The organism is Larkinella ripae (assembly GCF_054780775.1).
Map to the genome: position 1 here is coordinate 112966 of NZ_BAAGVR010000001.1, position 26904 is coordinate 139869.

At 53.8% G+C, this 26904-nt stretch carries 22 protein-coding genes and 1 tRNA gene; 7 read left to right on the forward strand and 16 right to left on the reverse strand.

All coding sequences use genetic code 11. The features are described from left to right. Nucleotides 1-114: 114 nt before the first annotated feature. Both ACYVHX_RS00520 and ACYVHX_RS00525 read left to right on the forward strand, forming a co-directional pair. Entirely contained in the window at nucleotides 115-1059 is a 945-nt protein-coding gene (locus ACYVHX_RS00520) for an esterase-like activity of phytase family protein (RefSeq protein ID WP_460669637.1), read from the forward strand. A gap of 220 nt (nucleotides 1060-1279) precedes the next feature. Continuing rightward, entirely contained in the window at nucleotides 1280-1834 is a 555-nt protein-coding gene (locus ACYVHX_RS00525) for a C40 family peptidase (protein ID WP_460669638.1), read from the forward strand. Here the strand turns inward: ACYVHX_RS00525 and argB are convergent. The 10 genes from argB to ACYVHX_RS00575 all read right to left on the reverse strand — a co-directional run bounded on the left by argB (nucleotide 1822) and on the right by ACYVHX_RS00575 (nucleotide 11578). Continuing rightward, nucleotides 1822-2628: an acetylglutamate kinase gene (argB, locus tag ACYVHX_RS00530; protein ID WP_460669639.1), complete on the reverse strand. Its 807-nt coding sequence runs from the start codon at nucleotides 2626-2628 to the stop codon at nucleotides 1822-1824. The genes ACYVHX_RS00525 and argB overlap by 13 nt on opposite strands. Beyond that, the gene (locus ACYVHX_RS00535; protein WP_460669640.1) at nucleotides 2625-3572 is read right to left on the reverse strand and encodes an N-acetylornithine carbamoyltransferase; all 948 of its coding nucleotides are present in this window, start codon (nucleotides 3570-3572) and stop codon (nucleotides 2625-2627) included. Before ACYVHX_RS00535 ends, argB begins: the two co-directional genes overlap by 4 nt. A 28-nt stretch (nucleotides 3573-3600) precedes the next feature. Next, nucleotides 3601-4728 (reverse strand): aspartate aminotransferase family protein, encoded by a 1128-nt coding sequence (locus ACYVHX_RS00540; protein ID WP_460669641.1) that lies wholly within the window; start codon nucleotides 4726-4728, stop codon nucleotides 3601-3603. 147 nt (nucleotides 4729-4875) lie between these two features. Continuing rightward, nucleotides 4876-6063, reverse strand: coding sequence for a hypothetical protein (locus ACYVHX_RS00545; protein ID WP_460669642.1), 1188 nt, complete (start codon nucleotides 6061-6063; stop codon nucleotides 4876-4878). A 202-nt stretch (nucleotides 6064-6265) separates the two neighbouring features. After that, complete coding sequence (locus ACYVHX_RS00550) at nucleotides 6266-6994, reverse strand: alpha/beta fold hydrolase (RefSeq protein WP_460669643.1); 729 nt, start codon at nucleotides 6992-6994, stop codon at nucleotides 6266-6268. A 138-nt stretch (nucleotides 6995-7132) separates the two neighbouring features. After that, a complete protein-coding gene (locus tag ACYVHX_RS00555) occupies nucleotides 7133-7777 on the reverse strand; it encodes a hypothetical protein (protein ID WP_460669644.1) in 645 nt (214 codons plus the stop codon). A gap of 216 nt (nucleotides 7778-7993) precedes the next feature. Next, nucleotides 7994-8617, reverse strand: a complete 624-nt coding sequence (locus ACYVHX_RS00560) for a hypothetical protein (RefSeq protein ID WP_460669645.1) — start codon at nucleotides 8615-8617, stop codon at nucleotides 7994-7996. 134 nt (nucleotides 8618-8751) lie between these two features. Next, nucleotides 8752-9987, reverse strand: coding sequence for an ATP-dependent Clp protease ATP-binding subunit ClpX (gene clpX, locus ACYVHX_RS00565; protein WP_460669646.1), 1236 nt, complete (start codon nucleotides 9985-9987; stop codon nucleotides 8752-8754). 262 nt (nucleotides 9988-10249) lie between these two features. Continuing rightward, nucleotides 10250-10714: a heme-binding domain-containing protein gene (locus tag ACYVHX_RS00570; protein ID WP_460669647.1), complete on the reverse strand. Its 465-nt coding sequence runs from the start codon at nucleotides 10712-10714 to the stop codon at nucleotides 10250-10252. A 189-nt stretch (nucleotides 10715-10903) separates the two neighbouring features. Further along, nucleotides 10904-11578 (reverse strand): ClpP family protease, encoded by a 675-nt coding sequence (locus tag ACYVHX_RS00575; RefSeq protein WP_460669648.1) that lies wholly within the window; start codon nucleotides 11576-11578, stop codon nucleotides 10904-10906. A gap of 228 nt (nucleotides 11579-11806) precedes the next feature. Here ACYVHX_RS00575 and ACYVHX_RS00580 point away from each other — a divergent pair, with 228 nt between their 5' ends. After that, entirely contained in the window at nucleotides 11807-12205 is a 399-nt protein-coding gene (locus tag ACYVHX_RS00580; RefSeq protein WP_460669649.1) for a helix-turn-helix domain-containing protein, read from the forward strand. A gap of 57 nt (nucleotides 12206-12262) precedes the next feature. Here the strand turns inward: ACYVHX_RS00580 and tig are convergent, their stop codons facing one another. Both tig and ACYVHX_RS00590 read right to left on the reverse strand, forming a co-directional pair. After that, complete coding sequence (gene tig, locus ACYVHX_RS00585) at nucleotides 12263-13624, reverse strand: trigger factor (protein WP_460669650.1); 1362 nt, start codon at nucleotides 13622-13624, stop codon at nucleotides 12263-12265. Between the two features lie 115 nt (nucleotides 13625-13739). Further along, nucleotides 13740-13821 (reverse strand) — tRNA-Leu (locus ACYVHX_RS00590). Between the two features lie 259 nt (nucleotides 13822-14080). On the opposite strand from ACYVHX_RS00590, the gene ACYVHX_RS00595 reads away from it, so the two are divergent. From ACYVHX_RS00595 to ACYVHX_RS00610, 4 genes are all read left to right on the forward strand, one after another. Further along, nucleotides 14081-16327, forward strand: coding sequence for a RelA/SpoT family protein (locus ACYVHX_RS00595; RefSeq protein ID WP_460669651.1), 2247 nt, complete (start codon nucleotides 14081-14083; stop codon nucleotides 16325-16327). A 118-nt stretch (nucleotides 16328-16445) separates the two neighbouring features. Further along, the gene (locus ACYVHX_RS00600; protein ID WP_460669652.1) at nucleotides 16446-16964 is read left to right on the forward strand and encodes a Fur family transcriptional regulator; all 519 of its coding nucleotides are present in this window, start codon (nucleotides 16446-16448) and stop codon (nucleotides 16962-16964) included. 79 nt (nucleotides 16965-17043) lie between these two features. Next, a complete protein-coding gene (locus ACYVHX_RS00605) occupies nucleotides 17044-18327 on the forward strand; it encodes an adenylosuccinate synthase (protein WP_460669653.1) in 1284 nt (427 codons plus the stop codon). A gap of 111 nt (nucleotides 18328-18438) precedes the next feature. Then, entirely contained in the window at nucleotides 18439-19668 is a 1230-nt protein-coding gene (locus ACYVHX_RS00610) for a sulfite oxidase (protein ID WP_460669654.1), read from the forward strand. A 110-nt stretch (nucleotides 19669-19778) separates the two neighbouring features. On the opposite strand, the gene rodA is transcribed toward ACYVHX_RS00610, so the two are convergent. The 4 genes from rodA to ACYVHX_RS00630 all read right to left on the reverse strand — a co-directional run bounded on the left by rodA (nucleotide 19779) and on the right by ACYVHX_RS00630 (nucleotide 26893). Continuing rightward, nucleotides 19779-21059: a rod shape-determining protein RodA gene (gene rodA, locus ACYVHX_RS00615; protein WP_460669655.1), complete on the reverse strand. Its 1281-nt coding sequence runs from the start codon at nucleotides 21057-21059 to the stop codon at nucleotides 19779-19781. Nucleotides 21060-21092: 33 nt separating this feature from the next. After that, complete coding sequence (gene mrdA, locus ACYVHX_RS00620) at nucleotides 21093-23066, reverse strand: penicillin-binding protein 2 (protein ID WP_460669656.1); 1974 nt, start codon at nucleotides 23064-23066, stop codon at nucleotides 21093-21095. 154 nt (nucleotides 23067-23220) lie between these two features. Beyond that, complete coding sequence (locus tag ACYVHX_RS00625) at nucleotides 23221-24258, reverse strand: SMP-30/gluconolactonase/LRE family protein (RefSeq protein ID WP_460670404.1); 1038 nt, start codon at nucleotides 24256-24258, stop codon at nucleotides 23221-23223. A 166-nt stretch (nucleotides 24259-24424) separates the two neighbouring features. Beyond that, a complete protein-coding gene (locus ACYVHX_RS00630) occupies nucleotides 24425-26893 on the reverse strand; it encodes a TonB-dependent receptor plug domain-containing protein (protein ID WP_460669657.1) in 2469 nt (822 codons plus the stop codon). Nucleotides 26894-26904: the final 11 nt, after the last annotated feature.

The window sequence follows — 26904 nt, forward strand, 5'->3', positions numbered from 1 at the left end:
TTATCCCAGTTCACGCAGTTCCTCGCGCCGGTTCCGGCCAAAGCGTCGTAAATTGAAGCGAAAAGTAAAACTCCAAACCGCTTTTCGTTTCTTCTCAGTCCGTTCCATTCAATCATGAAGCCGTTCTTAAGCTGCCTTTTTTATTTTCTTCTCGCCCTTTCGGCCCATAGCCAAACTGTATCGTTCACGTTCAAAGATTACCTGACCCTGCCGCGCAGCCGCAACCTGCACAACATTTCCGGTCTGGAATACGTCCCGGAGCGGCAGGAATGGCACCTGGCGGGCGACCGCGGACAGTACTTTCTGTTTCGGAACATCAACCAGCTGACGGACTGGGTTTGTCAGCCCGATTCCAGTTTTCAAACCGGGCTTGACCTCGAAGCCATCCGGTACGATGCCGCATCGGATACGTACTTCTTCGCGGTGGAAGACGACAACGAATCGTACGTCGGCTACCGAAAACACGTAATGCCGCGCCTGGGCGAGACCTTCGAACGGATACCGCTGCCCCGCCCCCTGCCGGTCGATCAGAACAAAGGTGTGGAAGCGCTGGCGCTGACGGCCAACTACCTCTGGATTGCGCCCGAAGCGGGATCAACCGACGAAGCGCGCATCGACAATCCGCTGATTCACTTTTACCGGTACAAAAAAATTAACGGTTCGGTGGTGTTCGACGCGGAGTTTACGTACGAAATGAACCGGAATCTTTGCCCCAGCGACCCCAAGGAAGCGCTCGGCGGCATCTCGGAACTCATTGCCATTCCGGGCGACGAAACCCGGCTGCTCGTGCTGGAGCGGTGTTACGAAACGAGCACCAAAGCGGTCACGGCCAAACTCTACGAAGCCCGCATCGACGAACCCAACCGGAAATTGATTAAGCTCCGGGAAAAACCGGCTTTCGATTTTAACAGCCGCAACGGTTTTCGCCCCGATAACCTCGAAGCGATGAGTTGGGGAGAGGACGTTGACGGCCGGAAAGTCCTGGTCGTCATGTCCGACGACAACACCGGAAAATCGCAGTGGACGCAACTTATTCTACTTGAAATGGAGATGAAATAATTGTTACCAACCGGTTAAAGCCTTTCTCCACCATTGGTTAGCTAACGTACTCCAAAACCGCTTACCGTCAGGTGCTTACCAGCTTCTCTACGACGAAAAACCGCTCAAAATCAAACCATTCCCTGTTTGTTACTACTATTCGAAAAACAGTAATTTGTTTGGACTTTTTAGTAAACGGTTCTATTTTTAAGAATCGAAACTTGACTTGACCTACTAATTTATGATTAGAAAAGTGCTCCTGACGGCGCTCTGCGTTGTCTCGTTTGGCATTGCTCAAGCCCATCGCCCGTTCAAAAGAAGCGTTAAAACGTCGGCGGCCAATCGGCCCGTCGCGGCTGACTCCACCAAGAACGAATCCGCTTTTTATGACCGGATTCCGCTGGTTCACGACCTTCTGGGCTACGCCAAAAAATACCTTTCTTCGCGGTATCGCTCCGGTGGCTCCTCCCCCCGCGGGTTCGACTGTTCCGGTTTTACCCGGTTTTGCTTCAGTAAATTCGGGATTACGCTGCCGCATTCCAGTGCGGCTCAGGGCAACGTCGGCGTCGAAATTGATCAGGAAGTGGCCCAGCCCGGCGACCTGATTTTCTTCAAAGGCCAAAGTTCGCAAAGCAAACATATTGGTCACGTCGGCATGATTGTCGAGATTGTCGGCGACCGCATCAAGTTCATTCACTCGGCCTGGAACGGCGGGGTTCGCTACGACTGGCTGCACGCGAGTTACTACCAACGGCGGTACGTCGGCATCCGGCGCATTGTGGGTCAGGTCGGCTGAGAACCGGTTCCGGCGCTCAAAACCGTACCCACTCCGCTCCCGCTGACGGCTTCGGTGACCTGGTTGGCGTGGCAGATGATGACCTTTTTAACGCCTTTTTTGAGCGCGCTGAAGGCATTGTCCAGCTTCGGAATCATGCCCTTGTTGATCACGCCCCGGTTTTTGTAGTCGGCGTAGCGTTCGGGCGTCAGTTCGGCAATCACACTGTCGTCATTCGCGGGGTCCGACAAAACGCCCTGCTTTTCAAAGCAGTACACCAGCGTTACCTCGTTGCGAATCGCCGTATCGACGGCAATGGCCGACGCCATCGTATCGGCATTCGTGTTCAGTAAACTTCCGGACGAATCGTAGGTCAGGGGCGCAAAAACCGGCACCAGATTCTGGCGAATAAAATACTGAATCTGACCGGAGTTCACTTCTTCAATGTCCCCCACAAAACCGTAATCAATCGCTCCCACGGCCCGCTTTTTCGACCGAACCGTGTTGGCATCCGCGCCGGTCAGCCCGATGGCATCAACGCCGATGGCCTGCAGTTGCGCGACAATCTGTTTGTTGACCAGCCCGCCGTATACCATCGTCACGACATCGAGCATGGGCTGGTCCGTAATCCGGCGACCTTCCACCATCGTCGTCGGTACGCCCAGCTTCTCGGCCACCTGCGTCGCAATTTTCCCTCCGCCGTGAACCAGAATTTTATGCCCCGGAATGCTGCGAAACGAGCCCAGAAACTGTTTCAGCGCGTCGGGATTGTCAATGACGTTGCCGCCTATTTTAATGATCGTCAGACTGTTCATAAACTTTGCAAAACGCCTTTCAAAACCGCCTGGGCCGACCATTCGCGATTGGCAGCCTGTTCAATCACAAGGGATTGCGGGCTATCCAGCACCTCGTCGGTTACCTTCATGTTGCGCCGGACGGGCAGGCAGTGCATAAATTTCCCGTTGTCGGTCAGCCGCATTTTGTCCAGGGTCACCATCCACGACGGGTCCTGCGTCAACACCTGTCCGTATTGTTCGTAGGAGGACCAGTTTTTCCCGTAAATAAAATCAGCACCTTCAAACGCTTCGTTCTGGTTGTGGCTGATGCGCGCGTTGCCGACAAAGTCCGGGGCCAGATCGTAGCCTTCGGGGTTGGCAATGACAAATTCCGCATCGGTGTGGTTGATCCACTCACAAAACGAATTGGCGACGGCCTGCGGCAGCGGTTTGAAGTGCGGCAGCCAGGTCAGCACGATTTTGGGGCGTTTCCGAACCTTAAATTCCTCGATGGTGATGCAGTCGGCCAGCGATTGCAGCGGGTGGCGGGTGGCCGATTCGAGGTTGATGATGGGCACGCCGGCGTACTTTTTGAACTGGTTCAAAACCACTTCCCGGTAATCCTGCTCCCGGTCTTTCAAGCCGGCAAACGCCCGAACGGCAACGATGTCGCAGTAGCGCCCCACAACGGCTGCGGCCTCTTTGACGTGCTCGGCCTTGTCGCCGTTCATGACCACGCCTTCTTCCATTTCCAGCCCCCAGCTATCCTGCCCCACGTTCATCATGATGGCGTTCATCCCCAGGTTCTGAGCCGCTTTCTGCGTACTCATGCGGGTCCGCAAACTGGAATTAAAGAAGATCAGGCCAATGGTTTTGTTCCGGCCCAGCGACTGATCGGCAAAAGGATTTTGTTTGGCATTCAGGGCTTCCTGAATAAGGGCATTCAAGTCAGGTACGTCGTCGTACGTTAAGAAATTGGTCATTTCCGGTCACAAAGGCGGGTTAAAGCGGTTAAGACACTACGCGAACTTCTTTGCTCAGGGCTTCCAGAAACACATCCACTTCCTCGCGGCCCAGCGCCAGCGAAGGCAGTAACCGAATGGTATTTTTCCCCGCAACACCCGTAAAGATGCGGTGTTCGAACAGCAGGCTGTTCCGGAGCGATTCAACCGGAAAATCGTATTCGATCCCGATCATCAGTCCGCGCCCGCGCAGGTCTTTATAACCGCCAATCTGCCGGACACCCTCCATGATGTAGTCGCCGATCCGGGCGGCATTTTCAATGAGGTTTTCTTCCTGCATGATATCCAGCACCGCAATACCGGCCGTACAGGCCAGGTGATTGCCGCCGAAGGTCGTGCCGAGTAAACCGTACGTTGCTTTGAATTTGGGCGAAATCAGGACCCCGCCAATCGGAAAACCGTTCCCCATGCCTTTCGCCATCGTAATCAGATCCGGCGCGATGCCGCTGAACTGGTGGGAGAAAAACTTGCCCGAACGACCGTAGCCGCACTGCACCCCGTCCAGAATCAAAACCGCACCGGTTTCGTCGCATTTTTTGCGCAGGGCTTGCAGAAATTCGCTGGTCGCAACCTGAATACCGCCCACGCCCTGAATGCCCTCGATGATGACGGCGCAGGTTTCGGTGGTAATGCCCGCCAGCGCGGCTTCGATGTCGTTGAACGGCAGGAAGGTTACGTGTTCGTTGAAGTTGATCGGCGCTACGATGGCCGGATTGTCCGTCGCGGCTACGGCCCCGGCGGTGCGCCCGTGGAACGACTTTTTGAAAGCAACGACGTTTTTACGACCCGTATGAAACGAGGCCAATTTCAGCGCATTCTCGTTGGCTTCCGCGCCGGAATTGCAGAGAAACAAGGCGTAATCCGGGTACCCCGACATCGCACCCAGTTTTTCCGACAGTTCTTCCTGCTGGCGAATCCGTACCGAATTGGAATAGAACGAAATCCGGCTCAACTGCTCCGTCAATGCCCTGACGTACCGTGGGTGGGTATGGCCAACCGAGATAACGGCATGACCACCGTATAAATCAAGATAACGGTCACCTTTGGTGTCCCACAGATAGCTGCCCTGCGCCCGAACGGGTTCGATGTCGTAGAGCGGATAGACGTTGAAAAGCATTTTGTTACTGGATTAAACGAATTACTAATTTCAGGGTACTGGATTTCAGCCTGCAATTTTACGCATTCTGACGGTAAATCTGCGTTAAAAATGTAAAAAGCAGACCGGCTGGTCTGCTTTTGGTCATCATCAAACGAACCCAGACGTTCAAAGCCGTCCCCCGGGTCGGCTGCCCGCCGTCAAAACCGCCGTTTGATCCGCCGAAAAAGGCGGTTCGAACAGGTCTTTCGATTCGTGGTAACACCGGAACAGGTCGGCGATGTAGTGAATCCGTTCGGGCAGATCGGCCCAATCGACCGCGCCGGTTTCGAGCAGGCTATTGGCCGTCGGGTCGATTTGCAGCAACAGATGGTGCAGATCCGGGTTGGTAACGATCCGCAATGTCGCCGGAAAATTAACCGTCAGATCCCGGCCCAGGCGCAGCCGCACGTTGGGCGGAAAGCTCATGGTCATCAGTTGTTCGGTCACGATCAGCCGAATCTGCCGGTGAACGCTGGCCACCAGCGCATCGATGGCCCGATCCAACGGCGAGGTCTGTCCCGTTAAATCCAGCAAAAACCGGCGGCTTTTTGAAAACCAGCTTTCGGGGGGATAAATCAAATCGAGCAATTGCTTTTTCAGGGCCGCCGGATCAATCGGTGCCATCGTGAGTGATTCGGCGATTTCGGGTTGCAGCCGGGTTTGTTCGTGAAAACCGATCTCCAGATTCGCCAGCAGCAATAGTTCCGCCTGTTGCTTTGGATCGTCTTCAAACCAGGCCCGGTAGTAGGACGTAAAAGCCTGACGAATATACTGTTGCCCGTCGGGTGGGTTACCCGGTTTCAGGCCTTGCAAAAACTGGTTGAGGTGTTCGGCGTTGTAGGTTGAATCGGAGCAGCAGAGGTTCATAAACCGGGCGAACTCCCGCCCGATCTCCACGAATACCTTGCGGTTTCCCCGGCTGACGGCTTCACTGGCGCGGTTCATGGCCTTCACGACCACACTATCCCAGATTAGCTTCCGAATGCGATCCGGTTTTTGTTGCGCGCCCAGCTTTCTGATCAGCTCGACGAGGAAAATAAGAGCCTCCCCGGCTTCCGACTGAATGCGCAACCGGGCTTCCAGCTCCCGAATGGCGTCCTCCTGTCGAATGGTTTGCCCCGCCTGTTTCGAAGCCCAGGTGGCAAAGGTGCACCAGTTGGCGCCGGTGCCCGTTCGTTCTCCGAACGCGGCCGATAATTCATGGTAGCAGTGGGTGATCTGTAAATTACGAACGACCGGGTCGCTTAGTGCCCCAATTCGCGCCACCTCTTCGACGGTGGGCAGGCGTTTCGTCCGTATTAAAGGATGGTTCATTAGGACTTCCGTCATGGATTTGTTGTTTCATTTTGCCCCAAAATACGGTAAACCGCACATCCTCAGCGGAATGATTTAGTATGCGGTTTTGTCCTGCCGGCGAGTTAACTCCCTCAATACCGCCCAAACAAAAAGCGGTTTCGAACTTTCGAAACCGCTTTCCACAGGTTTTAATACAATTATAAGATTCTGACTTTCAGGATCAAACGCCAGTGATAAAGTCTTGTACGGCTTTGTTTAGGTCCTCCGGCGTCTCGATCATACTCAGATGCCCGGCTTTTTCGAGCAGGACGGTTTTTGCATTCGGAACCTGTCCGAACAGCTCCTGGCTCTTATCAAACGGTATGATCTGATCTTCCTGTCCGGCCACGATCAAAACCGGAAAGGTTGCGTTTTGGAGAACCTGAACCCGGTCGGGTCGGGCCGCCATTGCCTTCACGCCCGCAATCAGGGCGTCGGCCGGAAGCTCTGAAAACCGCTCAACGGCCTGCTCAACGCGGTCGGAATGCTGCTCCGCGAACGTCTTTCCGACCATTTTAGGAAACGTCTCCTCGATAAAGGGCGCCGAACCCTTCTCCTGCAGGCTGGTAATGGCCTGCTGCCGCGCCTTCTTTTTTTCCTCATTGTCGGCAAAAGCCGTCGAATTGACCAGCACCAGCCCCCGCACCAGTTCGGGATGTTGTTCGGCAAAGGCCAGAGCGATGTAACCGCCCATCGAATGTCCGATCAGCACCACCGACGGGTCGGCGGCAGCCGGCAGAATGCTCAGTAGATCCTCGGCATAGGCATCGATCGTTTCGTGATTCGCCTGGGTCGAAAGATCCGGTTTGATAACGCTGTATTCAGTGGCTAACTGCTCATAAAGCGAATTCCAGATGGAGGCATCGACCCCATGGCCGTGAATCAAAACAATAACGGGTTTATTACGCATGTGTCAATGGCTTTGAATGTGTGTTCCTAGTAAACCAGGAAGTCCGAAAACAGTTTGGCGTAGTGACCAACCCCGGGGGCCGATCACTACGCCAATTGGTATCTTCTGCAAAAAGCAGGAAGTTCTAGCTGTATCCGACTAGGTATTGCTCAGGACATCGACCAGAATCAGGACGATACCACCAATGAGCATCAGAACACCCAATAGGCCCAATACGCCCCCAAACAGCAGCGCGAACAGCAAACCCACCACCCCGACGATGATCCCGGCCCGCAGCGTCCGGCTCATGGCTTTGGCTTCGTCCGGTGCCAGCGAGTTTTTAATTTTCTTGTCCAGTTTCTTCATCATCATCCGCTCGGCCAGATTCATCTTGTGCGTCGCGGTGGCCGTCGATGCCGTTGTTTTATCCGCCGTAGCCGCTTTCGTGCTCGCTTCGGCTAATAAATTCTGAACGCGGGCCATGCGTTTTTCCAGTCTTTTGTTGCCCACCAGTTTGTTATCATTCCGAGCAACGGCTTCCTGCATTTTTTGCTCAACATTTTTCAGGGCAGCAGCGGTGGTCAGCGGAGTAGCCGGTTCAGCAACCGCTACCGCCGGGGTTTCTACCGCTACGGCAGCAACTTCTTCCGCGGGCGTCGAAACGGCTTGCGGGGCTGCAACCTCCTGACGGCTCCCAAAGTGTTCAACCGGCATTTTCTGGTAGGTGGCATACGGACGGCTACAGGCACTGAACAAGGCTGAAGTCAGCAGTGAATACACTGCCAGTTTGGAGAGTGTTCTCATGAATTTGGAATGGAGATTAAATTAGTAATAGTGTATTCGTTGTAAAGCAGGGCAAAAAAGCAGAATGATTGGCAACCCTGCAAAACTTGGCCCTGTTTTTTGCAAAAAAGTCGATCGAGAACGACCTTTTCTTATTTACCGCGCCCGAAAAAGGCGGTTTTTTGCCCATTTTGAACGGTGCGGTTTTTCAAAACCGCACCGTTGTTCCCTACGTCGTCAGACAATCAGGCCGACCAGCAGGAGAATCAAACCGACCAGCAGCAGGGTGATGCCGATGCCGGTGGAGGTAGTCGCCAGCCACAAGATCAAGCCAACCAGCGCCACAAGTGCCCCAATCGTTACCACGATGTTGACGGCTTTGGGGGCGTTCGGATTTTGCGGAGCCAGCACCCGCTTAATTTTTTTATCCACGTTTTTCAGCATCAGCCGCTCCGCCAGGTTTGGCTTTTTTGCGGTTTTTACCTGCTCCGAAGTCTGGGTAGACTGCTTGGCCTCGGCTCCCAGCATCGACTGGATGCGGGCCATTCTTTTCTGCAGTTTGTTGGCGGTTGCTTTGTTTTCGGTGCTGGCCACGACCTGATCAATGGCCTGCTGGGCTTTGGCCAGCTCGGCGGCTGGTGCCGAAACCGCCACGGCCTGGGTCAGGGCCGGAGCTGGCGCCGTCTCTTCGTTAACGGACGCAGAAACCGTTTCGGCGGGTAAAGTGGGGGTCGTTTTTGATTTTTGGCTGGCAAAATGCTCAACCGGCATTTTTTGGTAGGTAGCGTACGGACGGCTACAGGCGCTGAACAGAAGGGTAGCGATCAGCGCGTAAAACACGTTTCTGGAAGAAGTTTTCATACGGGATAAAATTGAGGTTATGGTGAAGCATGAAGATTGCTTCGTATCCAAAACTGCTCAAAACCGTATTTGTTCGTTTCCTCAAAAAAAAACTAAATGGTCTGAATTTGGGGGGTCAAATTCAGACCATCGGATCAGGCGGCCGACCGCAGGACGTGCAGCGATGACTTGCCAAACTTCTCCCGGGCGTAATCGACCGTGATCGTCAGTTCTTTGACGTCATCTGCCGACGGCAATTCGTACATGGCGTCGGTAATGATTGACTCGCAGATGGACCGCAGCCCCCGGGCACCCAGGTTATAGACCATCGCCTGATCGACTACGTAGTCGAGGGCCGAATCATCCCAGGACAGGTGGATGTCTTCCATCTGAAACAGTTTGGCGTACTGCTTCGTGATGGCATTTTTAGGTTCGGTCAGAATCCGGCGCAGGGCTTCGGCGCTTAGTGGTTCGAGGTACGTCAAAACCGGCAGGCGGCCGATCAACTCCGGAATCAACCCAAATGATTTCAGATCCTGGGCCGAAACGTGCCGCATCAGGTTGGCGCGTTCCAGTGACAGGTTCAGCCGGCGATCGCCCGAAAAACCGATGGGCCGCGCATTGACGCGCTTTCCGATGTGCCGGTCGATGCCGTCAAACGCTCCTCCGCAGATGAACAGAATGTTTTCGGTATTGAGCGCAATCATGCGCTGGTCGGGGTGCTTGCGTCCGCCCTGGGGGGGCACGTTCACAATCGAGCCTTCGAGCAGTTTCAGCATGGCCTGCTGAACGCCCTCCCCGCTCACGTCGCGCGTGATGGACGGATTGTCGGACTTGCGGGCAATTTTGTCGATCTCGTCGATGTACACAATGCCCCGCTCGGCATTTTCAACGTTATAATCGGCGGCTTGCAGCAGGCGCGTCAGAATGGTTTCCACATCCTCGCCCACGTAACCGGCTTCGGTGATCACGGTCGCATCGGCGATGCAGAACGGAACCTGCAATATCTTGGCGATGGTGCGGGCCAGGTAGGTTTTCCCGGTTCCGGTATCGCCCACCATGACAATATTAGATTTTTCAATCTGGATCTCGTCCTCCGACGGCGGCTGCATCAGGCGTTTATAATGGTTATAGACGGCAACGGTCATCACCTTCTTGGCCTCGTCCTGCCCGATGATGTACTGATCGAGGTAGCTCTTCATCTCCATCGGTTTGATGAGATTGAAGTTCGGCCGGTCTTCGGGATTGGAGCGTTTGGGGCGGGTTTCTTCCAGCACAACCTGGTGTCCCTGCTCAATACAGAAATTACAAATGTGGGCATCGATGCCCGATAGCAGGAGTGTCACCTCGTTTTTCCGTCGTCCGCAGAACGAACAGCTCACTTGTGGCATATCAATATTTCTAAAACGATTCGGTAACTATTCGGCTTAACGTTGGAATCTGGCGGCCGGTTTCCGGCTTACTACAAAAAGCAGTCCAATTGGGGGAACAGGTTCGTACCAAGACAAATATACTAGAAATTTTGGTTGCGTGTTTTGGGGCCTGAGCAGCCGGATGCCGGCGAGGGCCAAAATCCGGGTTTTCCCCGTTCAGGATGAGCCGGTTGCCGCAAAAAATAAAAAACCGGGTGGGTTCGGCTTCGGCGCCGGGGCCCTACTCCTCCTGAACGACGCCCAGCCGCGCCCGCTCCGTAGTGACCCATTCCACCAGGTCGTTTTTCTGGGTTTCGTTCAATTTGGCTTCCTGGTGCATCAGCGTATACGCAGGCAGGGGCATGTGTCCTTCTTCCACTTCCTCCGCGAGTTCCTCCAGCTTGTGATCCATCCGCTTTTTGTCATACTGGGCGAAGTTGGAAAAATTAAGCTCGCGTTTGCCCTCGTCGATGTGATTGGCCAGCCACAAACTCACCGGGCTGATCTGGGCGTACCACGGGTAATCGGTGTGGTTGGAATGGCAATTGTAACAGGCGGTTTTTAAGGTGGTCATCACCGATTCCGGCACCTGCACAAAATGCGTAATGTCCTGGGGCGTGTCGGCGGCTCCTTCGTTCTTTTCCGGGCGAATGAACTGAATACCAATTAGAACGATGGCAAGGCCAAGAAAGAGTCTTTGTTTCATAAGAGGCATTAATAGAGATCGTAAGAAACTGACCAGAGAGTTTTGACCAGAGAAACCGGGATTGAGGCACGCCTTCCTCTTATCCCTTGTCTTCCCCTCTTTTGTCTTCTTAAAAATACGACTTTCCCTTTACAAAAAACGGGAACCGTCGACGACAGCTCCCGTTTTTTGTAAACCGCTTACCGGTTTTTATTTTTCCCGACGCAACACTTCGTCGATCAAACCGTATTCTTTCGCTTCTTCGGCCCGGAACCACTTATCGCGGTCGGAGTCTTTTTCGATCTGCTCTTTGGTTTTGCCGGAATGGGAAGCAATGATTTCGTACAATTCATCGCGGAGTTTCACGATTTCGCGGGCCGTGATCTCGATATCGACCGATTGTCCCTGCGCCCCACCCGACGGCTGGTGAATCATCACGCGGGCGTGGGGCAGCGCCGACCGTTTGCCGGCCGCTCCTCCGCACAGTAAAACCGCCCCCATCGACGCGGCCAGGCTCGTACAGACCGTGGCTACATCGGGACGAACGTACTGCATGGTGTCGTAAATCCCCAAACCGGCGTATACCGAACCGCCCGGGCTGTTGATGTACATCAGGATGTCTTTTTTCGGATCGGCCGATTCCAGAAAGAGCAACTGCGCCACGATGATGTTGGCAATGTTATCATCGACTCCCATTCCCATGAAGATGATCCGGTCGGCCATCAGCCGGGAAAATACATCGACTTCGCGGAAGTTCATCGGGCGTTCCTCGATGACGGAACGGGTCATGTTTTCAACGGTGTGGTTCATGTAGCCGTCGACCGTCAGTCCGTTCAGACCCATGTGGTGAACGGCAAATTTGCGGAATTCATTTCCTTGATTCATACTGATTATTCTGTCTGTTTTAGCGCAACGAAAATACAAACTTAACGGACTCCCGAAAACCGTCGGCAGGCTTTCCTCTTTTTTTCCTGACGAACCCGTTTTCGGCAGCAACGCTGCGGTTTGGAAACCAACTTCCCCACCGATCGTGTTATCTACAAAAATGAGAAATCAAACCCGGTTTTGATAGTCGGTTTGACTTATTATCTTGTCAGAATTACTTGAGATCCGATGACTATAGGCACCCAAATCCGTTTATTACGCCAACAGAAGGGCTATTCGCAGGAAAACATGGCCGATATGCTGGGCCTTTCCACCACCGCTTACGGCGACATTGAGCGGGGAAAAACCGACCTCACCATCTCGCGGCTGCAGCAGATTGCGACGGCCCTCGGCACCACCGCCCCCCAGCTGCTTTCGGGCGACGTGCAGCCCCAGCCGGAATTGTACCCGGCCGAAGTGGTGCATCAGGTCGAAACGCTGAAATCCGAGCAGGAACGCAAAGAACTCGAAATTGAAAAACTGCGGATGGAAGTGGTTTATTGGAAACGCAAAGCCGAAGAAACCGCCCTGGTGGAAGTGGTGCGGAATCTGGTGGTGCCCACCGAACGAAACCGGATCGGGTTTTAACTCACCTCCGGTTTAGGAAAGCGACTTAAAACCCGATCCGATTGACTCGCCTGCTGATTAGGCCTGGGGCTGACGGGCGCTCACCAGCTCTTTGAACTCGTCCACCGAAATGGTTTTTGGCTCCAGCGTCAGTTTGTCTTTGATCAGCTCGATTACCTTGTCGTCGGCAATGCGGTTATACATTTGCATGTAGTTGTTGCCTTTCTCGTCCATCAGGTATTGCTGGGCAATTTTGTCGATGCTTTGGTTCATCTGCTCATCGTCGCCGTAAAAACCAAACTGCTCGCGCACCATTCCGCGCGTGACGTTCAGCACATCTTCGTACGCTACGTTGATTTCGTTTTCGCTGGCAATTTTATTTTTGATCAATTGCAGCTTCACCGAACGGGCAAAGGCATCGTACTGCTCCTCGACTTCGGCTTCCGTCACTTTCCCTTCGTTGGTCGCCAGCAGCCATTGCTTCAGGAAGTCATCCGGCAGCGAGATGGTGATGGTGTCGAGCAGGGCCTGCTCAATATCAATGCGTTGCAGGGTGACGGATTCCCGGCCGTAATTTCCTTTGATGATTTCCAGGACTTTCTCCCGGAACTGCTCCTCGGTTTCAACGGCATCTTTGCCCAGCACTTTGTCGAAAAACTCCTGACCGATTTCGGCGGGTTCGTTGCGGGTGACATCTTCCACCGTAAACGTAAACTCCCCTTCCAGTTCGGCGGCTTCTTCGCCCTTCAGGCCCGTGGCCAGTCCGCGTGATTTTTCGTCCGGAAACGTTTTCTGAATGTCGAACGTAACCGTATCACCTTTTTTCAACCCGATGAATTGCGCCAGTTCGTCGGCGGCAATCTGCTTGGTAGGCAGGGCGGTTTTGGTTTCAAACGGTTCGCCGTCCTCTTTGGCCGGTTGTTTCAGCTCGCCGTAGATCATGTCGCCTTCCGCCGACTCCTCGGCGTGGGCGTGGCCGCTAAACCGGGTTTTCAATTCCTCAATGGTGTTGTTCAACTCGGTTTCGCCCGCTTCGATTTCGTAGGCCGGAACCGGGGGCAACGCACTGAAATCAACCTCGAAGTCGGACGCCAGCCCCAGGTTGTAGTTGAACTCAAATTCATTCTGGCTGTCCCAGTCGATCGCATCGGCTTGTTCGCGATCCGGCAGCGGGTCCCCAACGATCTGCAGCTTGTTGTCGCGGATGTAATTGTTTACCGTATTTTTCAACAACTCGTTGATTTCTTCCACCAGCACACTGCGCCCGTACATTTTCTGAATCAACGAAGCCGGCACTTTGCCCGGGCGAAAACCCTTGATGCTGGCCCGGCGGCCGTAATCCTTTAGTTTTTTATCGACTTCGGGCTGGTAATCGGTTTTGGTAAGCTTGATTTTCAGCGAAGCATTGGTTTCCGTTGATTTCTCTAATGCAATTTCCACGGGAAAATAAGGAGTGATTGAGTGAATGAACGAATGAGTGAATCAACGGAAGCGCCAATAGAAGAAGAATCTATTTCGCTCAATCGCTAATTCACTCATTCACAAGTAAAACTAGTACGGGCGGAGGGACTCGAACCCCCATGCCTTGCGGCACCAGATCCTAAGTCTGGCACGTCTACCAATTTCGCCACGCCCGCAAACGCGAATACAACTTCGTTCACGACCCGTCGTTATGGACTTCGTACTCCGTTGTGGAATTCAGAAGCCGCTCCTCTGGTTTGTGAACTTATTTTGGCCTGCAAAAGTACGAATGTTTTCGGTATCGTACAACCGCAAATTGCAGGAGGATTAATTTTTACAAGTATTCCTTTGGTTTGCTGAGTCCATTTTTTAAATTTAATGTATAGCCTGTACCTGGAAGCTATGCAGAGTCTCAGAGAAGGAGATCACACCCTTATGAATGTAATCGCGGAACCGGTCAATGAACTTGATCTGGAACGGAAGGAAATTTTGAAGCGGTATCGCCGGTTGTTGCGGGAAGCGAAACCGATGTTGAAAGATAACGACGCCAAGCTGATCAAAAAGGCGTTCAATACCTCGCTGGAAGCTCACCAGAGTATGCGCCGAAGGTCGGGCGAACCGTACATCTATCACCCGCTGGCCGTCGCCCAGATTGCCGTTGAAGAAATTGGACTGGGAACAACCTCGATTGTAGCCGCCCTGCTCCACGATGTGGTGGAAGATACCGAAATGACCATCGAGGACATCGACCGGCTTTTTGGTCCGAAAGTGGCCCGGATCATCGACGGTCTGACCAAGATTTCCGGCAAATTTGAATACGGCACCTCGCAGCAGGCCGAGAATTTCCGCAAAATGCTGCTGACGCTGTCGGACGATGTGCGGGTCATTCTGATCAAGCTGGCCGACCGGCTGCACAACATGCGGACGCTCGATTCGATGCCCCGCGACAAGCAGCTCAAGATTGCCTCCGAAACGATTTATATCTATGCGCCCCTTGCCCACCGGCTGGGTTTGTACGCCATTAAATCCGAACTGGAGGATTTGTATCTGAAATACGCCGAACCGGAAGCCTACAAGGATATTGCCCGCAAATTACGGGAAACCAAAACGTCACGGGATCGCTTCATCGCCAAGTTTATTGAACCGATTGAGGAAGATCTGAGAGAAATGGGGTATGATTTTGTGGTGAAAGGGCGCCCCAAGTCGATTTACTCCATTTATAATAAGCTCAGCAAGCAGAAAAAACCGTTCGAGGAAATCTTTGACCTGTTCGCGATCCGGATTATTCTGAAGGTTCCTCAGGACAGTGAAAAAGCCGGTTGCTGGCAGGCTTATTCCGTAGTTACCGACCATTACAAACCAAACCCCGACCGGCTGAAGGACTGGATCAGTACGCCCCGCGCCAATGGGTATGAATCCCTGCACACCACGGTGATGAGCAAAGCCGGGCAGTGGGTGGAAGTACAGATCCGGACGGCCCGCATGAACGAAATTGCCGAAAAAGGCTACGCGGCCCACTGGAAATACAAAGGCAACGAAACCCAGACCGGCCGGGGCATCGAGTCCTGGATCAGCCAGGTGCGCGAAATGCTGGAATCGGCCAACAACGAAAAAACCGCTGCCATTGAGTTTCTGGATGATTTCCGGAGCAATCTTTACAGCGAGGAAGTGTTTGTTTTTACGCCCAAAGGCGACCTGAAAGTCCTCCAGCGGGGCGCAACAGCCCTGGATTTTGCCTTCGACATTCACACCCAGATCGGGGCGCGGTGCATGGCCGCCAAGGTCAACACGACGCTGGTGCCGCTCAGCCACGTGCTGAACAACGGCGATCAGGTTGAAATCATTACGTCCAACAAGCAAAAGCCCAACGAGGACTGGCTGCGGTTTGTGGTGACGTCGAAGGCCAAGACCAAAATCAAGGACCTCATTAAAGAGGAAAACAAGCAGCACATTACGGACGGGCGCGAAGCCGTGGTCCGCAAGCTAAAAACACTGCGGCTGGAACTGACCAACGAAACCGTCAACCAGCTCCGGGCGTATTTCGGCTCCAAAACCGCCAATGATTTCTTTTACCGCGTTGGCAAGGGACACATCGACGTTCAGGAACTGAAACGGTTTAAGTCGGACAAGGATGCCAAGGAAAACCGCCAGAACAAACTCAATACCGACACGCTTCAGGATGGAAAGCAGTTTGAAAAAGAGCTGAAGAAAATCCACGGCGAACGGGCCGATGCCGACATGCTGCTGATCGGCGAGGACATGGACCGGATCGACTACACGCTGGCGAAATGTTGCAATCCGATTTCGGGCGACGACGTCTTCGGTTTTGTAACGGTAAACGAAGGCATTAAGATCCACCGGACCACCTGCCCCAACGCCGTCGAGCTGATGTCGAACCACGGCAACCGGATCATCAAAGCCAAATGGACCTCGCAACGGGATCTGGCGTTTCTGGCCGGGTTGCGCATTACGGGCACCGACCGGGTTGGGCTGGTTAACGACGTGACGAAGATCATCAGCAACGAGTTGCACATCAACATTCGTTCGATCATAATCGATTCGAAAGACGGAATATTTGAAGGCTCCCTGAAGTTATACGTTCATAACACCCGCCACCTCGAAGAGTTGATGAAAAAACTCGAAAAAGTCGATGGAGTCGTGAAAGTAGCCCGGTTTGATTAATTTTGTATTCCTTTACGCGTTCAGGGGTTGGGACGTTGGTGACTGGAACACTGACAGTCAGTACGCATTTTCGTCTAAACCAAGTACTCCCAAGCCCTGAGCCCATATCTGTGAAGTTATGCCAATAGCAAAACAAGCCAATCTTGATGCCGCAAAAAAAATTTTTACGGCTTATCTCGAAAGCAAAGCCCTCCGGAAAACGCCGGAACGCTTCGCAATTCTGGAAGAAATTTACAACCGCGAGGATCATTTTGATGTGGACGAACTCTACATCTCGATGAAAAATAAAAAATATCAGGTGAGTCGGGCAACGGTTTATAACACCCTGGATGTGCTCGTCGATTGTGATCTGGTGACCAAACACCAGTTTGGGAAAAACCTGGCGCAGTACGAAAAATCGTACGGCTACAAGCAGCACGACCACATTATCTGCACGGATTGTCACCACGTCATGGAGTTTTGCGATCCGCGCGTGCAGAACATTCAGTCGCTGGTGGGTGACATGCTGAAATTCAACGTTATGCACCACTCGCTGATTTTCTACGGAAGCTGCCAACGGGACAACTGCGAAAACCGTACGAAATCCGAAGAAGAAAAAGACCTTCAGGAACACGGCGGCCAGCCGCTGGTGTCATAGGGTAAAAACCGCCCGACCATTACGCTTCAACGACAAAGACCGATTGGATGAACGCAGTCTTTATCTTTAACTATTTATCATGGTAGATGTATTACTCGGCCTTCAATGGGGCGACGAGGGCAAGGGGAAAATTGTGGATGTACTGGCCCCGCAGTACGAAGTGGTCGCCCGGTTTCAGGGCGGGCCCAATGCTGGTCATACGCTGGAATTTGACGGTTTTAAGCACGTACTGCACCAGATTCCGTCGGGCATTTTCCGGGCTGACATCAAAAACATCATCGGCAACGGGGTCGTACTGGACCCGATTGTCTTCCGGAAAGAAATTGACGGTTTAGCCAAATTCAACCTCGACCTGACCCGCAATCTCTTCATTTCCAAAAAAGCGTCGATTATTTTGCCGACCCACCGCCTGCTGGATGCGGCTTACGAACAGGCCAAAGGCGACTCTAAAATTGGTTCGACGCTGCGCGGCATCGGCCCTACCTATCAGGACAAAGTAGCCCGCCAGGGTTTGCGCGTGGGTGATGTGCTGTCGCCGAATTTCCGGGACAAATACAACAAGCTGGTGGCCGCTCACAAAATTACGCTGGATCACCATCAGTTCGATTATCAGTCGGTTTTGCCGCAGGCTGAAACCGAGTTCTTTGATGCCGTGGAGTTCATGAAGCAATTCCAACTGGTTGAAAGTGAATACGAAGTAAACCAGGCGCTGCACAACAGCCAGAAAGTGCTGGCCGAAGGCGCGCAGGGTTCGCTGCTCGATATTGATTTTGGTTCCTACCCGTTCGTGACCAGTTCGAACACGATGACGGCGGGGGCCTGCACCGGTCTGGGCGTTGCGCCCCGGCAAATCGGCGAGGTCTTCGGGATTTTCAAGGCGTACTGCACCCGCGTTGGCAGCGGCCCCTTCCCCACCGAGCTGTCGGACGAAACCGGCGAACGGATGCGGGCGGAAGGCCGGGAGTTTGGTGCCACAACGGGCCGCCCACGCCGGTGCGGCTGGCTCGATTTGCCCGCCCTGAAATACACCATTATGATCAACGGCGTGTCGCAACTGATTATGATGAAAGTCGATGTGTTGAACATCTTCGACACCATCAAAATCTGTACGCATTACCAGCTCCCCGACGGCACGGTTTCGGAGCAACTGCCTTACGATCTGTGCGATACGGCCGTGACCCCGGTTTATAAAGAATTCAAAGGCTGGAAAACCGCCCTGACGGATTTTCACACCTATGAAGAGATTCCCGCGGAGCTGGCAGCCTACATCGACTTTCTGGAAACCGAACTGGGCCTGCCCATCAGCTTCATCTCGACCGGGCCGGATCGCGAAGCCATCATCCACCGCGAAGCCGTGGTGTAACGGATCGGCTGCGGTTTGCAATACAGAATTTATAGACCTGCCAGGATTTAGATCCCCGGCAGGTCTTTTTTTGTTACTTTTGATTCATTAAACCCACTCTTTTTCCGTTAAATGGAACAATCACCACTCTTCGACCGTCGTGGTTTTCTGAAAAAAAGTACCCTGGCCTCTATGGCCGGTATTTTAGGAGCCGAAATTGCCTTTGCCGAACGGATGCCCACGGGCTACGTACCGCTTGGTTTTGAGCCCAACCCCATGCTGGGCAAAAACAAAGACATGACGGTTTTGAACGATAAACCGTGGAACATCGAAACCCCGGCGCACCTGCTGGACGATGCCATCACGCCCGCCGACAAAATGTTTATTCGGAACAACGGCCTGATTCCGGAACGCATCGATGTTGCGACCTGGAAACTGACCATCAACGGTGAGTCGGTAAAAGCGCCTAAAACCTATTCGTTGGCCGATTTAAAAAAGAAATTCAAATCCTATACCTACCAGCTCGTCTTGGAGTGCGCCGGCAACGGGCGGGCGGGCTACGCACCCCAGGCCGCCGGAAACCAGTGGACGGATGGCGCGGTGAGTTGTGCCGAATGGACGGGCGTCCGGCTGAAGGATATTCTGGCGGATGTGGGCCTGAAAGACGATGCGGTTTACATTGGCTACTACGGCCAGGATTTACACGTCAGCAAGGACCCCACCAAAGCGGTTATTTCGCGGGGGGTGCCGATGAAAAAAGCGCTGGAAGACGAAACGCTGGTGGCCTGGGCCATGAACGGTCAGGATATTCCGCTGACGCACGGGCATCCGTTGCGGCTGGTGGTGGGCGGCTGGCCCGCTTCGACCTCGGGCAAATGGCTGCATACCATTGCGGTGCGCAACAAGGTTCATGACGGGGCCAAAATGACCGGAAAGAGCTACAAAGTACCGATCAATCCCGTTGCGCCGGGGGTCGATCCGCCGGAAGATCAATTCAAAATCATTGAATCCATGCCGGTGAAATCCCTCATTACGTTTCCCAAAACCGGCGCTACCGTACAAGTTGGCCAACCGATTCCGTTGCGCGGCCACGCCTGGGCGGGCGACCGGGCCGTTAAAATTATGCAGGTTTCGTTTGACTTTGGCAGCACCTGGCAGACCTGCAAATTACAGGCGCCCAAAAACCGGCTGGCCTGGCAGCAATGGACCCTCGACCTTAAATTGCCCCAAAAGGGCTATTACGAAATCTGGGCGAAAGCCATCGACGATGCCGGTGTTTCGCAACCGATGGTGATGCCGCAATGGAATCCGGAAGGCTATTGCAACAACGCCTGCCACCGGATTGCCGTGAAGGTGGTGTAACTTAAGATAATTTCAAATGTAAAATGAGTAACGCTAAATGTGAAAGTGGTTGGATGCTCCTCACTTTCACATTTAGCGTTACTCATTTTACATGTATCATTCAGCTTCTTTCACCGCGTAAACATTCCCACCCGCCGGGAATCCAGTTTCAGGAAGATAAACAGGAGAATCGAAAACGACCAGAGCGACGAACCGCCGTAGCTGAAAAACGGCAACGGAATCCCGATCACGGGCATCAGGCCGATTGTCATTCCGACGTTGATCATCAGGTGAAAAAAGATAATCCCCGCCAGCGAATACCCGTATACCCGCGCAAAGCGCGTTCGCTGCTTTTCGGCTAGCAGGACAATGCGGCACAGCAGTGTGACAAACAGAAACAGGACGAGTGTGCTTCCCAAAAAACCGTGTTCTTCGCCAATGGTGCAGAAAATGAAGTCGGTGCTTTGTTCAGGAACGAAGTCGAATTTGGTCTGAGTCCCTTCCAGAAACCCTTTGCCCTGCAACCGTCCGGAGCCAATCGCGATTTTGGCCTGGGTCACGTTCCAGCCCGCGCCCAGCGGATCAGCAGCCGGATTGATCAGGACCTTGATGCGGTTTTGCTGGTGTTTCTGCAGCACATTATTGACAAAGAAATCCACTCCTGCCACGATGGCAATCATCAGGAAGGCCGTGATGCCGATCACCATTACATTCTGAAACGACCGCTGGTAGCGCGGAGTCAGAAAGAACAGCAGCACGCCCAGCACCAGAATCGCCCCAAACAAATAAAGCTTCGGCACAATCAGCGTCAGGATAAAGAGCGTGATCACCACCACCGCAATCAGCGGATAAATGCCCGGCAACCCTTCCCGGTACAACATGATAATGAACGAGGCAAACACCAGCATCGAGCCGGTTTCGTTCGACGCGATGATGAGCAAGGCGGGCAGCGCAATGATTCCGGCACACCAGAGCTGGTCTTTCAGTTTGGTAAGGTTAACGTTGGGATAGTCGATGTAACGGGCCAGCGCCAGGGCCGTGCCCAGCTTGGCAAATTCGGCAGGCTGGATGGAAAAAGCGCCAAACTTAAACCAGGACCGCGATCCGTTGATGTTCGACCCCGCCACCAGCACCAGCAGCAGCAAGAGGATGGTGATGCCGTAAATCACGAAAGCAAAGGTGTCCCAAAACCGGTAGTTGATGACCAGAATGGCAATGATGAGCAAAACGGTCGTACCGATCCACATCAACTGCTTACCGGCGTTGGTCGACAGGTCGAACAGGCTCGTCTGGGTTTCGGGGCTGTAAACGGCGGCATACACATTCAACCAGCCCATTAACACACAGGCCATGTAGAGCATGAGCGTTACCCAGTCGATGTTTTGTGTAATTTGTGGTTCGCGGGAAACCAAAGGTAGAATGAATTATAAAGGATGAACGATGAATTAGTTTCCGTTGGTAGCCACCGGGCGGGCGGCCACTGACGGGGGCTCTACCACGGCGGGCGAAGTGGCCCGGGCGGGTATCGCTTTCACGATCAGCGGTTTGGCCGCGCTATCTTTCGGCGGTTCGGGCTTTTTGGGCGCAGGTTTGGGAGGTAGAATCACACCGGGCAGGTAGTTCGCTTCTTTGACTTTCTTGTCCAGCACGTGGTCGACGACCTGCCGTTTGATGTATTTTTCGATGACCAGCGAAGCCACCGAAGCCGCTGCGACCCCGCCCCAGCCCGCATTCTCGACAAAAACCGCAATGGCGATTTTCGGGTTTTCGCGCGGAGCAAACGCCACAAAGATGGAGTGATCCTTGCCTTTTTTATTCTGCGAAGTCCCGGTTTTTCCGCAAATCGTGATGTCCGGTATGGTAGCGGCCGCCGTCACTGTGCCGTGTTCAACCGCGCCCTGCATGCCTTCGGCCACGATTTCAAAATACCGGGGATCAATGCCAACGTCGTGTTTTTCAAGGTATTTCGGATCAATGCCCTGGCCCGGTGTGCCAATGCCGCTAACCAGGTGGGGCGTGTAATACCAGCCCCGGTTGGCAATGATTGCCGCCACATTCGCCATCTTCAGGGGCGTAATCAGCAATTCGCCCTCCCCGATGCTGAGCGAGTAGATCGTGGAAAATTTCCAGTGTTTCTCGCCGTACATGCGGTCGTAATAATCGGCATCGGGCAGGTTTCCTTTCCGTTCGCTGGGTAGATCGATGCCCAGTTTCTGCCCGATCCCGAATCTCGTCACCATGTTATGCCAATGGTGCAGGCCCATTGCCGACGCCTTGAAGGTGTTCCGCTCCGCGTTGTTGTACAATAACCGCCGGAAAACGTGGTAGAAGTACGGATTGCAGGAATACTGAACGGCCCCCGACAGGTTGAGACGCCCCGAACGGTTGCAGTGGCATTTCATCGGCACGCCCGCGTGGCTGAAGATCGAACTCGGAAAAATCGCTCCATCCTGCAAGGCCACCAGACTTTGAATCAGCTTGAACGTCGAACCCGGCCGGTAGCTGGCCATCACCGGGCGGTTGATGAGCGGCTTGTACGGATTCTTTGCCAGTTGGGCGTAACTTTTGGAGAAAAACCGGTTTGAAAGAATATTCGGATCGTAGGTCGGTGCCGACACCATCGCCAGAATCTGCCCCGTCGAAGGCTCAATGGCCACCACACTTCCGACCTTATTCTGCATCAGCGTATCGGCGTACTGCTGAATTTCGACGTCGATGCCCGTATGCAGGTTTTTGCCCGCAATGGCCAGCGAATCGAACGCACCGTTTTTCCAGGCACCCTTCGGTACGCCGTGGACGTTCTGCATGATAAACTTGATGCCGCGCTGCCCCCGCAAAACCGACTCGTAGTGTTCTTCCAGACCGCTGCGGCCAATGTAATCGCCCTGCCGGTAGTAGGGCGTTTCCTGCTCGTCCAGTTGCTTTTTACTTACTTCACTGACGTAGCCCAGGGTGTTCGCCAGCGTGCGGGCCGGGTAGGTTCGGTTGGAACTGGTGACGTGTTCAAAGCCTTTGTAATCGACCAGCGCATCCTGAATCCGGGCAAAATCTTCTTTCGACAACTGCCGCAGAAACAAAGACGGTTTTCGGGGCGAGTAGGTTTTGGCAGCCTCCATGATGCTGTCAAACTCGGAGCGCTCCAGGTTCATCAACTGACAAAACGCCAGCGTATCCGGAATGTATACTTTTTTAGGCGTAACGTAAAGATCGTAAACCGGCGTGTTGTAAACCAGCAGTTTTCCGTTCCGGTCGTACACCTGACCCCGATACGGAATCTCGATCACCCGTTTGATGGAATTGCTCGACGACTCCAGCGAATAGCTGTCATCCAGAACCTGCAGATAAAACAAACGCGACAGATAGACCAGCCCAACCAGACAGAAAACGCCGATGACAATGTATTTTCTGTTCTCAATCATAACTCTTTAACCCGTAAATCCTTACCTCACGATTCGTGCCAACGCAAACACAAATATAACGAGAGAAGGCGTAGGAGTGATGAGTTAGGCGGTAAGAATTATCGGTTATTTCTTTTCCGGGCAACGGCATTTTCCCGCGACCAGAGCCGGTTTCCTAAAGACCTTTCGCCAGGGTTTTCACCCGGATCAGGTACATATCCGCCGTGACGTAAAGCGTAGAACCGTCGTTCCCGAAAGCGCAGTTGGCCGTGGCGACCCCCGTTCGGATGCGGCCCAGGAGCTTGCCCGGTCCGTCGGGGCGGTCGGGGGCAATGATCAGGATACCGCCCGGTCCGCTCGACCAAACCGTACCGGTTTTATCTACTTTCAGGCCGTCGGGCAGGCCCGGCCAGTTTTGTTTGACGCCTTCCGTGGCATCGTAAAAAAGCCGCCCTTTGCCCACCGTTCCGTCGGCCTGCACGGGATACGCCATGATATACGGTTTTTCCGGGTCCGATTGGGCAATGTACAAGGTCTTTTCGTCGGGCGAAAAGGCAATGCCGTTGGGGCGGGTCAGGTTGTCGATCAGAAGCGTTACTTTGCCGTCGGGCGTCACCCGGTAAACCCCATGAATGGTCAATTCGCGGGTTTTGGTATCCTTTTCCCGCTCCGGTAACCCGTAGGGCGGGTCCGTAAAATAGACGCTCCCGTTCGAATGGGGAGCTACGTCGTTCGGGCTGTTGAAGCGTTTTCCGTTGTACTGATCGGCCAGCGTACGTTTCCCGCCCGAAACTCCGTCCAGCGCCAGCGCCGAAATGCGCCGATCGCCGTGTTCCGCCGAAATCAGCCGCCCTTTGCCGTCCAGCGCCAGCCCGTTGCTGCCGGGTTCTCCGCTGTACTTAGCAGCACCGGTATAGCCGGAGGGCTTCAGGAAGGGCTGACTACCTTCTTTTTCCGACCATTTATAGACCGTATTCTGCGGAACATCCGAAAAAAGGAGATAGCCTTCCGCATTCCCGGCGCCTTTGACCCAAACCGGCCCCTCCGACCAGTCAAAACCGCTGGCCAGCACTTCCAGTTTCGCATCTTTCGGAATCAGCGCATCCAGCTTCGGATCCAGGCGCTCAATCGAACCGATGGAAGGATAAGGCGTTTGGGCCAGCGTCAGGCAGCTACTTGCCATCAGCAGGGCCGCCAAAATAGGCATCTTCATGGAATTCATCAGGTATAGGTTTAGGGAGCAAAATACAAAAAACCGGTTTATTCAGCCTCCATACTATTTCGTTATTCGTTATTTGATATTCAATATTCGCTATTATCTCGACCTGCGCTAAATAGCGAATATTGAATATCAAATAACGAATGTCGAAGTAATGGCCTCACTTTACCTCAAGAACCGTCTTTCCAACGCCCGGCCGCCCATCGGTTGAGGCTCCTTCGGCGATGACGCGAATCGGGGCGCGGGCATCGGACGAAAAAAAACTGACCTGCGCTTTGCCATCGGCGTCGGTCTGGATCATCGGTGCCCAGTGCAGCGTCGGGCGGTAATCCGGCCGAACGTGTTCGGGTTTAGCCTCGTCGTAGCGGGGCGCGTAAAATTCGCGGGTCGCCCGGAAACCGGGTAAGGTCGTCACCAGTGTTCCGGGCGATTTTTCCTGCGCGAAATCGTAATTTGGTGAACCGCGTTTGGTGTAGACGGCAATGACTCCCCCGCTGGCCCGGCTGCCAAAAATGGCCGCATTCGCGCCTTTCAGGACATCAATGTAATCGACATCAAAAACCGGGATCGAGACGATGCTGGCTTTGTCGACGGGCACCCCGTCCAGCGTAAACAACGGTTCGACCACGCCCGAAAAGTTGACTGACCCGCGAATCTGCACCGTTGGATTCATGGCGCTGCCCGACACATTGACGCCCGGAATCCGGCCCCGCAGCAAATCAATCACGTTCATGCCCGCGCCCATCATTTTCTGATCGACCTTCAGCGTGTTGCTGGCCTGGCCGTAAATTTTCCGCGAGTCGGAGGGCGCTTCCCGTTTCTTCCGAACCGTCACCTCTTTCAGCAAAATTTCCCGGTTTTGCCGGATCTGCCGCTCAATCTCCAGGTATTCCTTCGCCCGTTTGAGGTAATCGGCCAGTTCATCGCGCTGAAACACAATGGGGTTATACGGAATCTGCGTCAGTTTGATGGTCGGACTGAAAAGCTCATCCAGCCGGACCTCCACATTCCGGTTGTTTTTGCCCATCACGGCCTGAATCAGCACCTTGGTCGAATCCAGATAATCCAGTCCCTGAACGCGAAACCGCCCGTTCTCGTCGGTTTCGCCCGCCAGCACATCGCGCGAGCTATCCGGCTGCATCACCATAAACGTCAGGTTGACCGTACCGGGCGTTTTCTGATTCGGTCGCAGCACCTGACCCGAGAAAACCAGCCCTTCCTCAATCGGGTGAGTGGTCGGCGGATACGTTTCCTGCAAAACGTCTTTCCAGACAAACCGGCGCCAGCCCTGCGTCATCATCAGAACATCCAGATCGTTCAGGCGTTCCTTATTGGCCGGGTTGAAGTAATAACCGGGTTGTTCGATGGTTCCCTTCAAGTCGGAATGGAGCAAAAGGTAGGACACCAGATCGGTCGGGTACGGTTCTTTCTCCAGCACCTGACCGGCATCCGTAGCCGCCAGCGAGAGATTGGCCCGAACCGGCGCTCCGGCGGCATCCGTGACGGAAATAGCCAATTGCACTTTTTCGCGCGGGCCAAACACCGGTTTCGACGGTTTCAGGCTGATCGTCAGCCGGTTATTTTTCTCGACAAAAACCAGTCGTTCGCAAACCGGCTGGTTGGTTTCGTCGAACAGGGTGAACTGCGAAATCCCGTCCGGAAACAACTGCCGGGGAATTTGCATCATCAGGGCTTTCTTGCCCACATCGCCCTGCGCCACCTGAATTTCTTTCCCGCGCGACTGGGCAATGAGCGTAAATTTCCCCTGAACGGTGGCCGGTTTGTTGTTCTTAATATACACCCGCACGTTATCGCGGTTGGTGATGTTGTCGACCAGCAACACGTATCCAGTCGGCTGGGCCTGCGGCAAGGGATAGGGATGCGTACTTCCGTCACTGAGTCTGACGAATGCCGTATAGGTCTGACCGGTTTCGGGCTTAAACGAGAAATAACCCATTCCCAGGTGCTTTTCCGAAAAACCGGTCACGGTGTCGCCGGCCGAACTCAACACAAAACCGGACGTTTCCAATCCTTTCCCGACCGGGCTCACCGCTTTAAAGGCCACCCGCCCTTCAATGCCGGTGACCAGTTGCCCCCCTTCCGGAAAAAACTGCACATCGGGCCGGGTGCTTTTCGGCGCAGGTACGGGGTCCTGACGGTTTTCGGCATCCGTTCGCAGAAGCGTCAGCGGTTTGGTAAAATAATAGTCTTCCGGGAAGTTCCGCATCCAGCCCGTATACGCCCGCAGCCAGTAACCGCCCGCGGCCAGTGAATCGCCCAGGGCAATATCTCCGCTGGCATATCCGTTTTCCACCCGCAGTATCCGGTGTACGACGACCTTTTTACTGGCAAGCTGCACCAGATCCACGTACAGGACCTTACTGACGGAATCGGCCAGGTGCTGGGGACCATCGAACAAATACCCCTTGATCCAGATCGTTTCCCCGACGGAGTAGTACGGTTTATCGGTTTGGACGTACACTTTTTCTTTCGGATAGGCGGTGTTGAAAGCGTGTAGTCGTTCGACCAGACGGGTCGGAAAGTCGGTATCCGCAAAGCCAAGTCCGAGGAGAATCGGCGCGGCCAGCACCCATCCGAATCGCCGGAATGCAGAAGGTAGTCGCTTCATTGAGTAGTTTT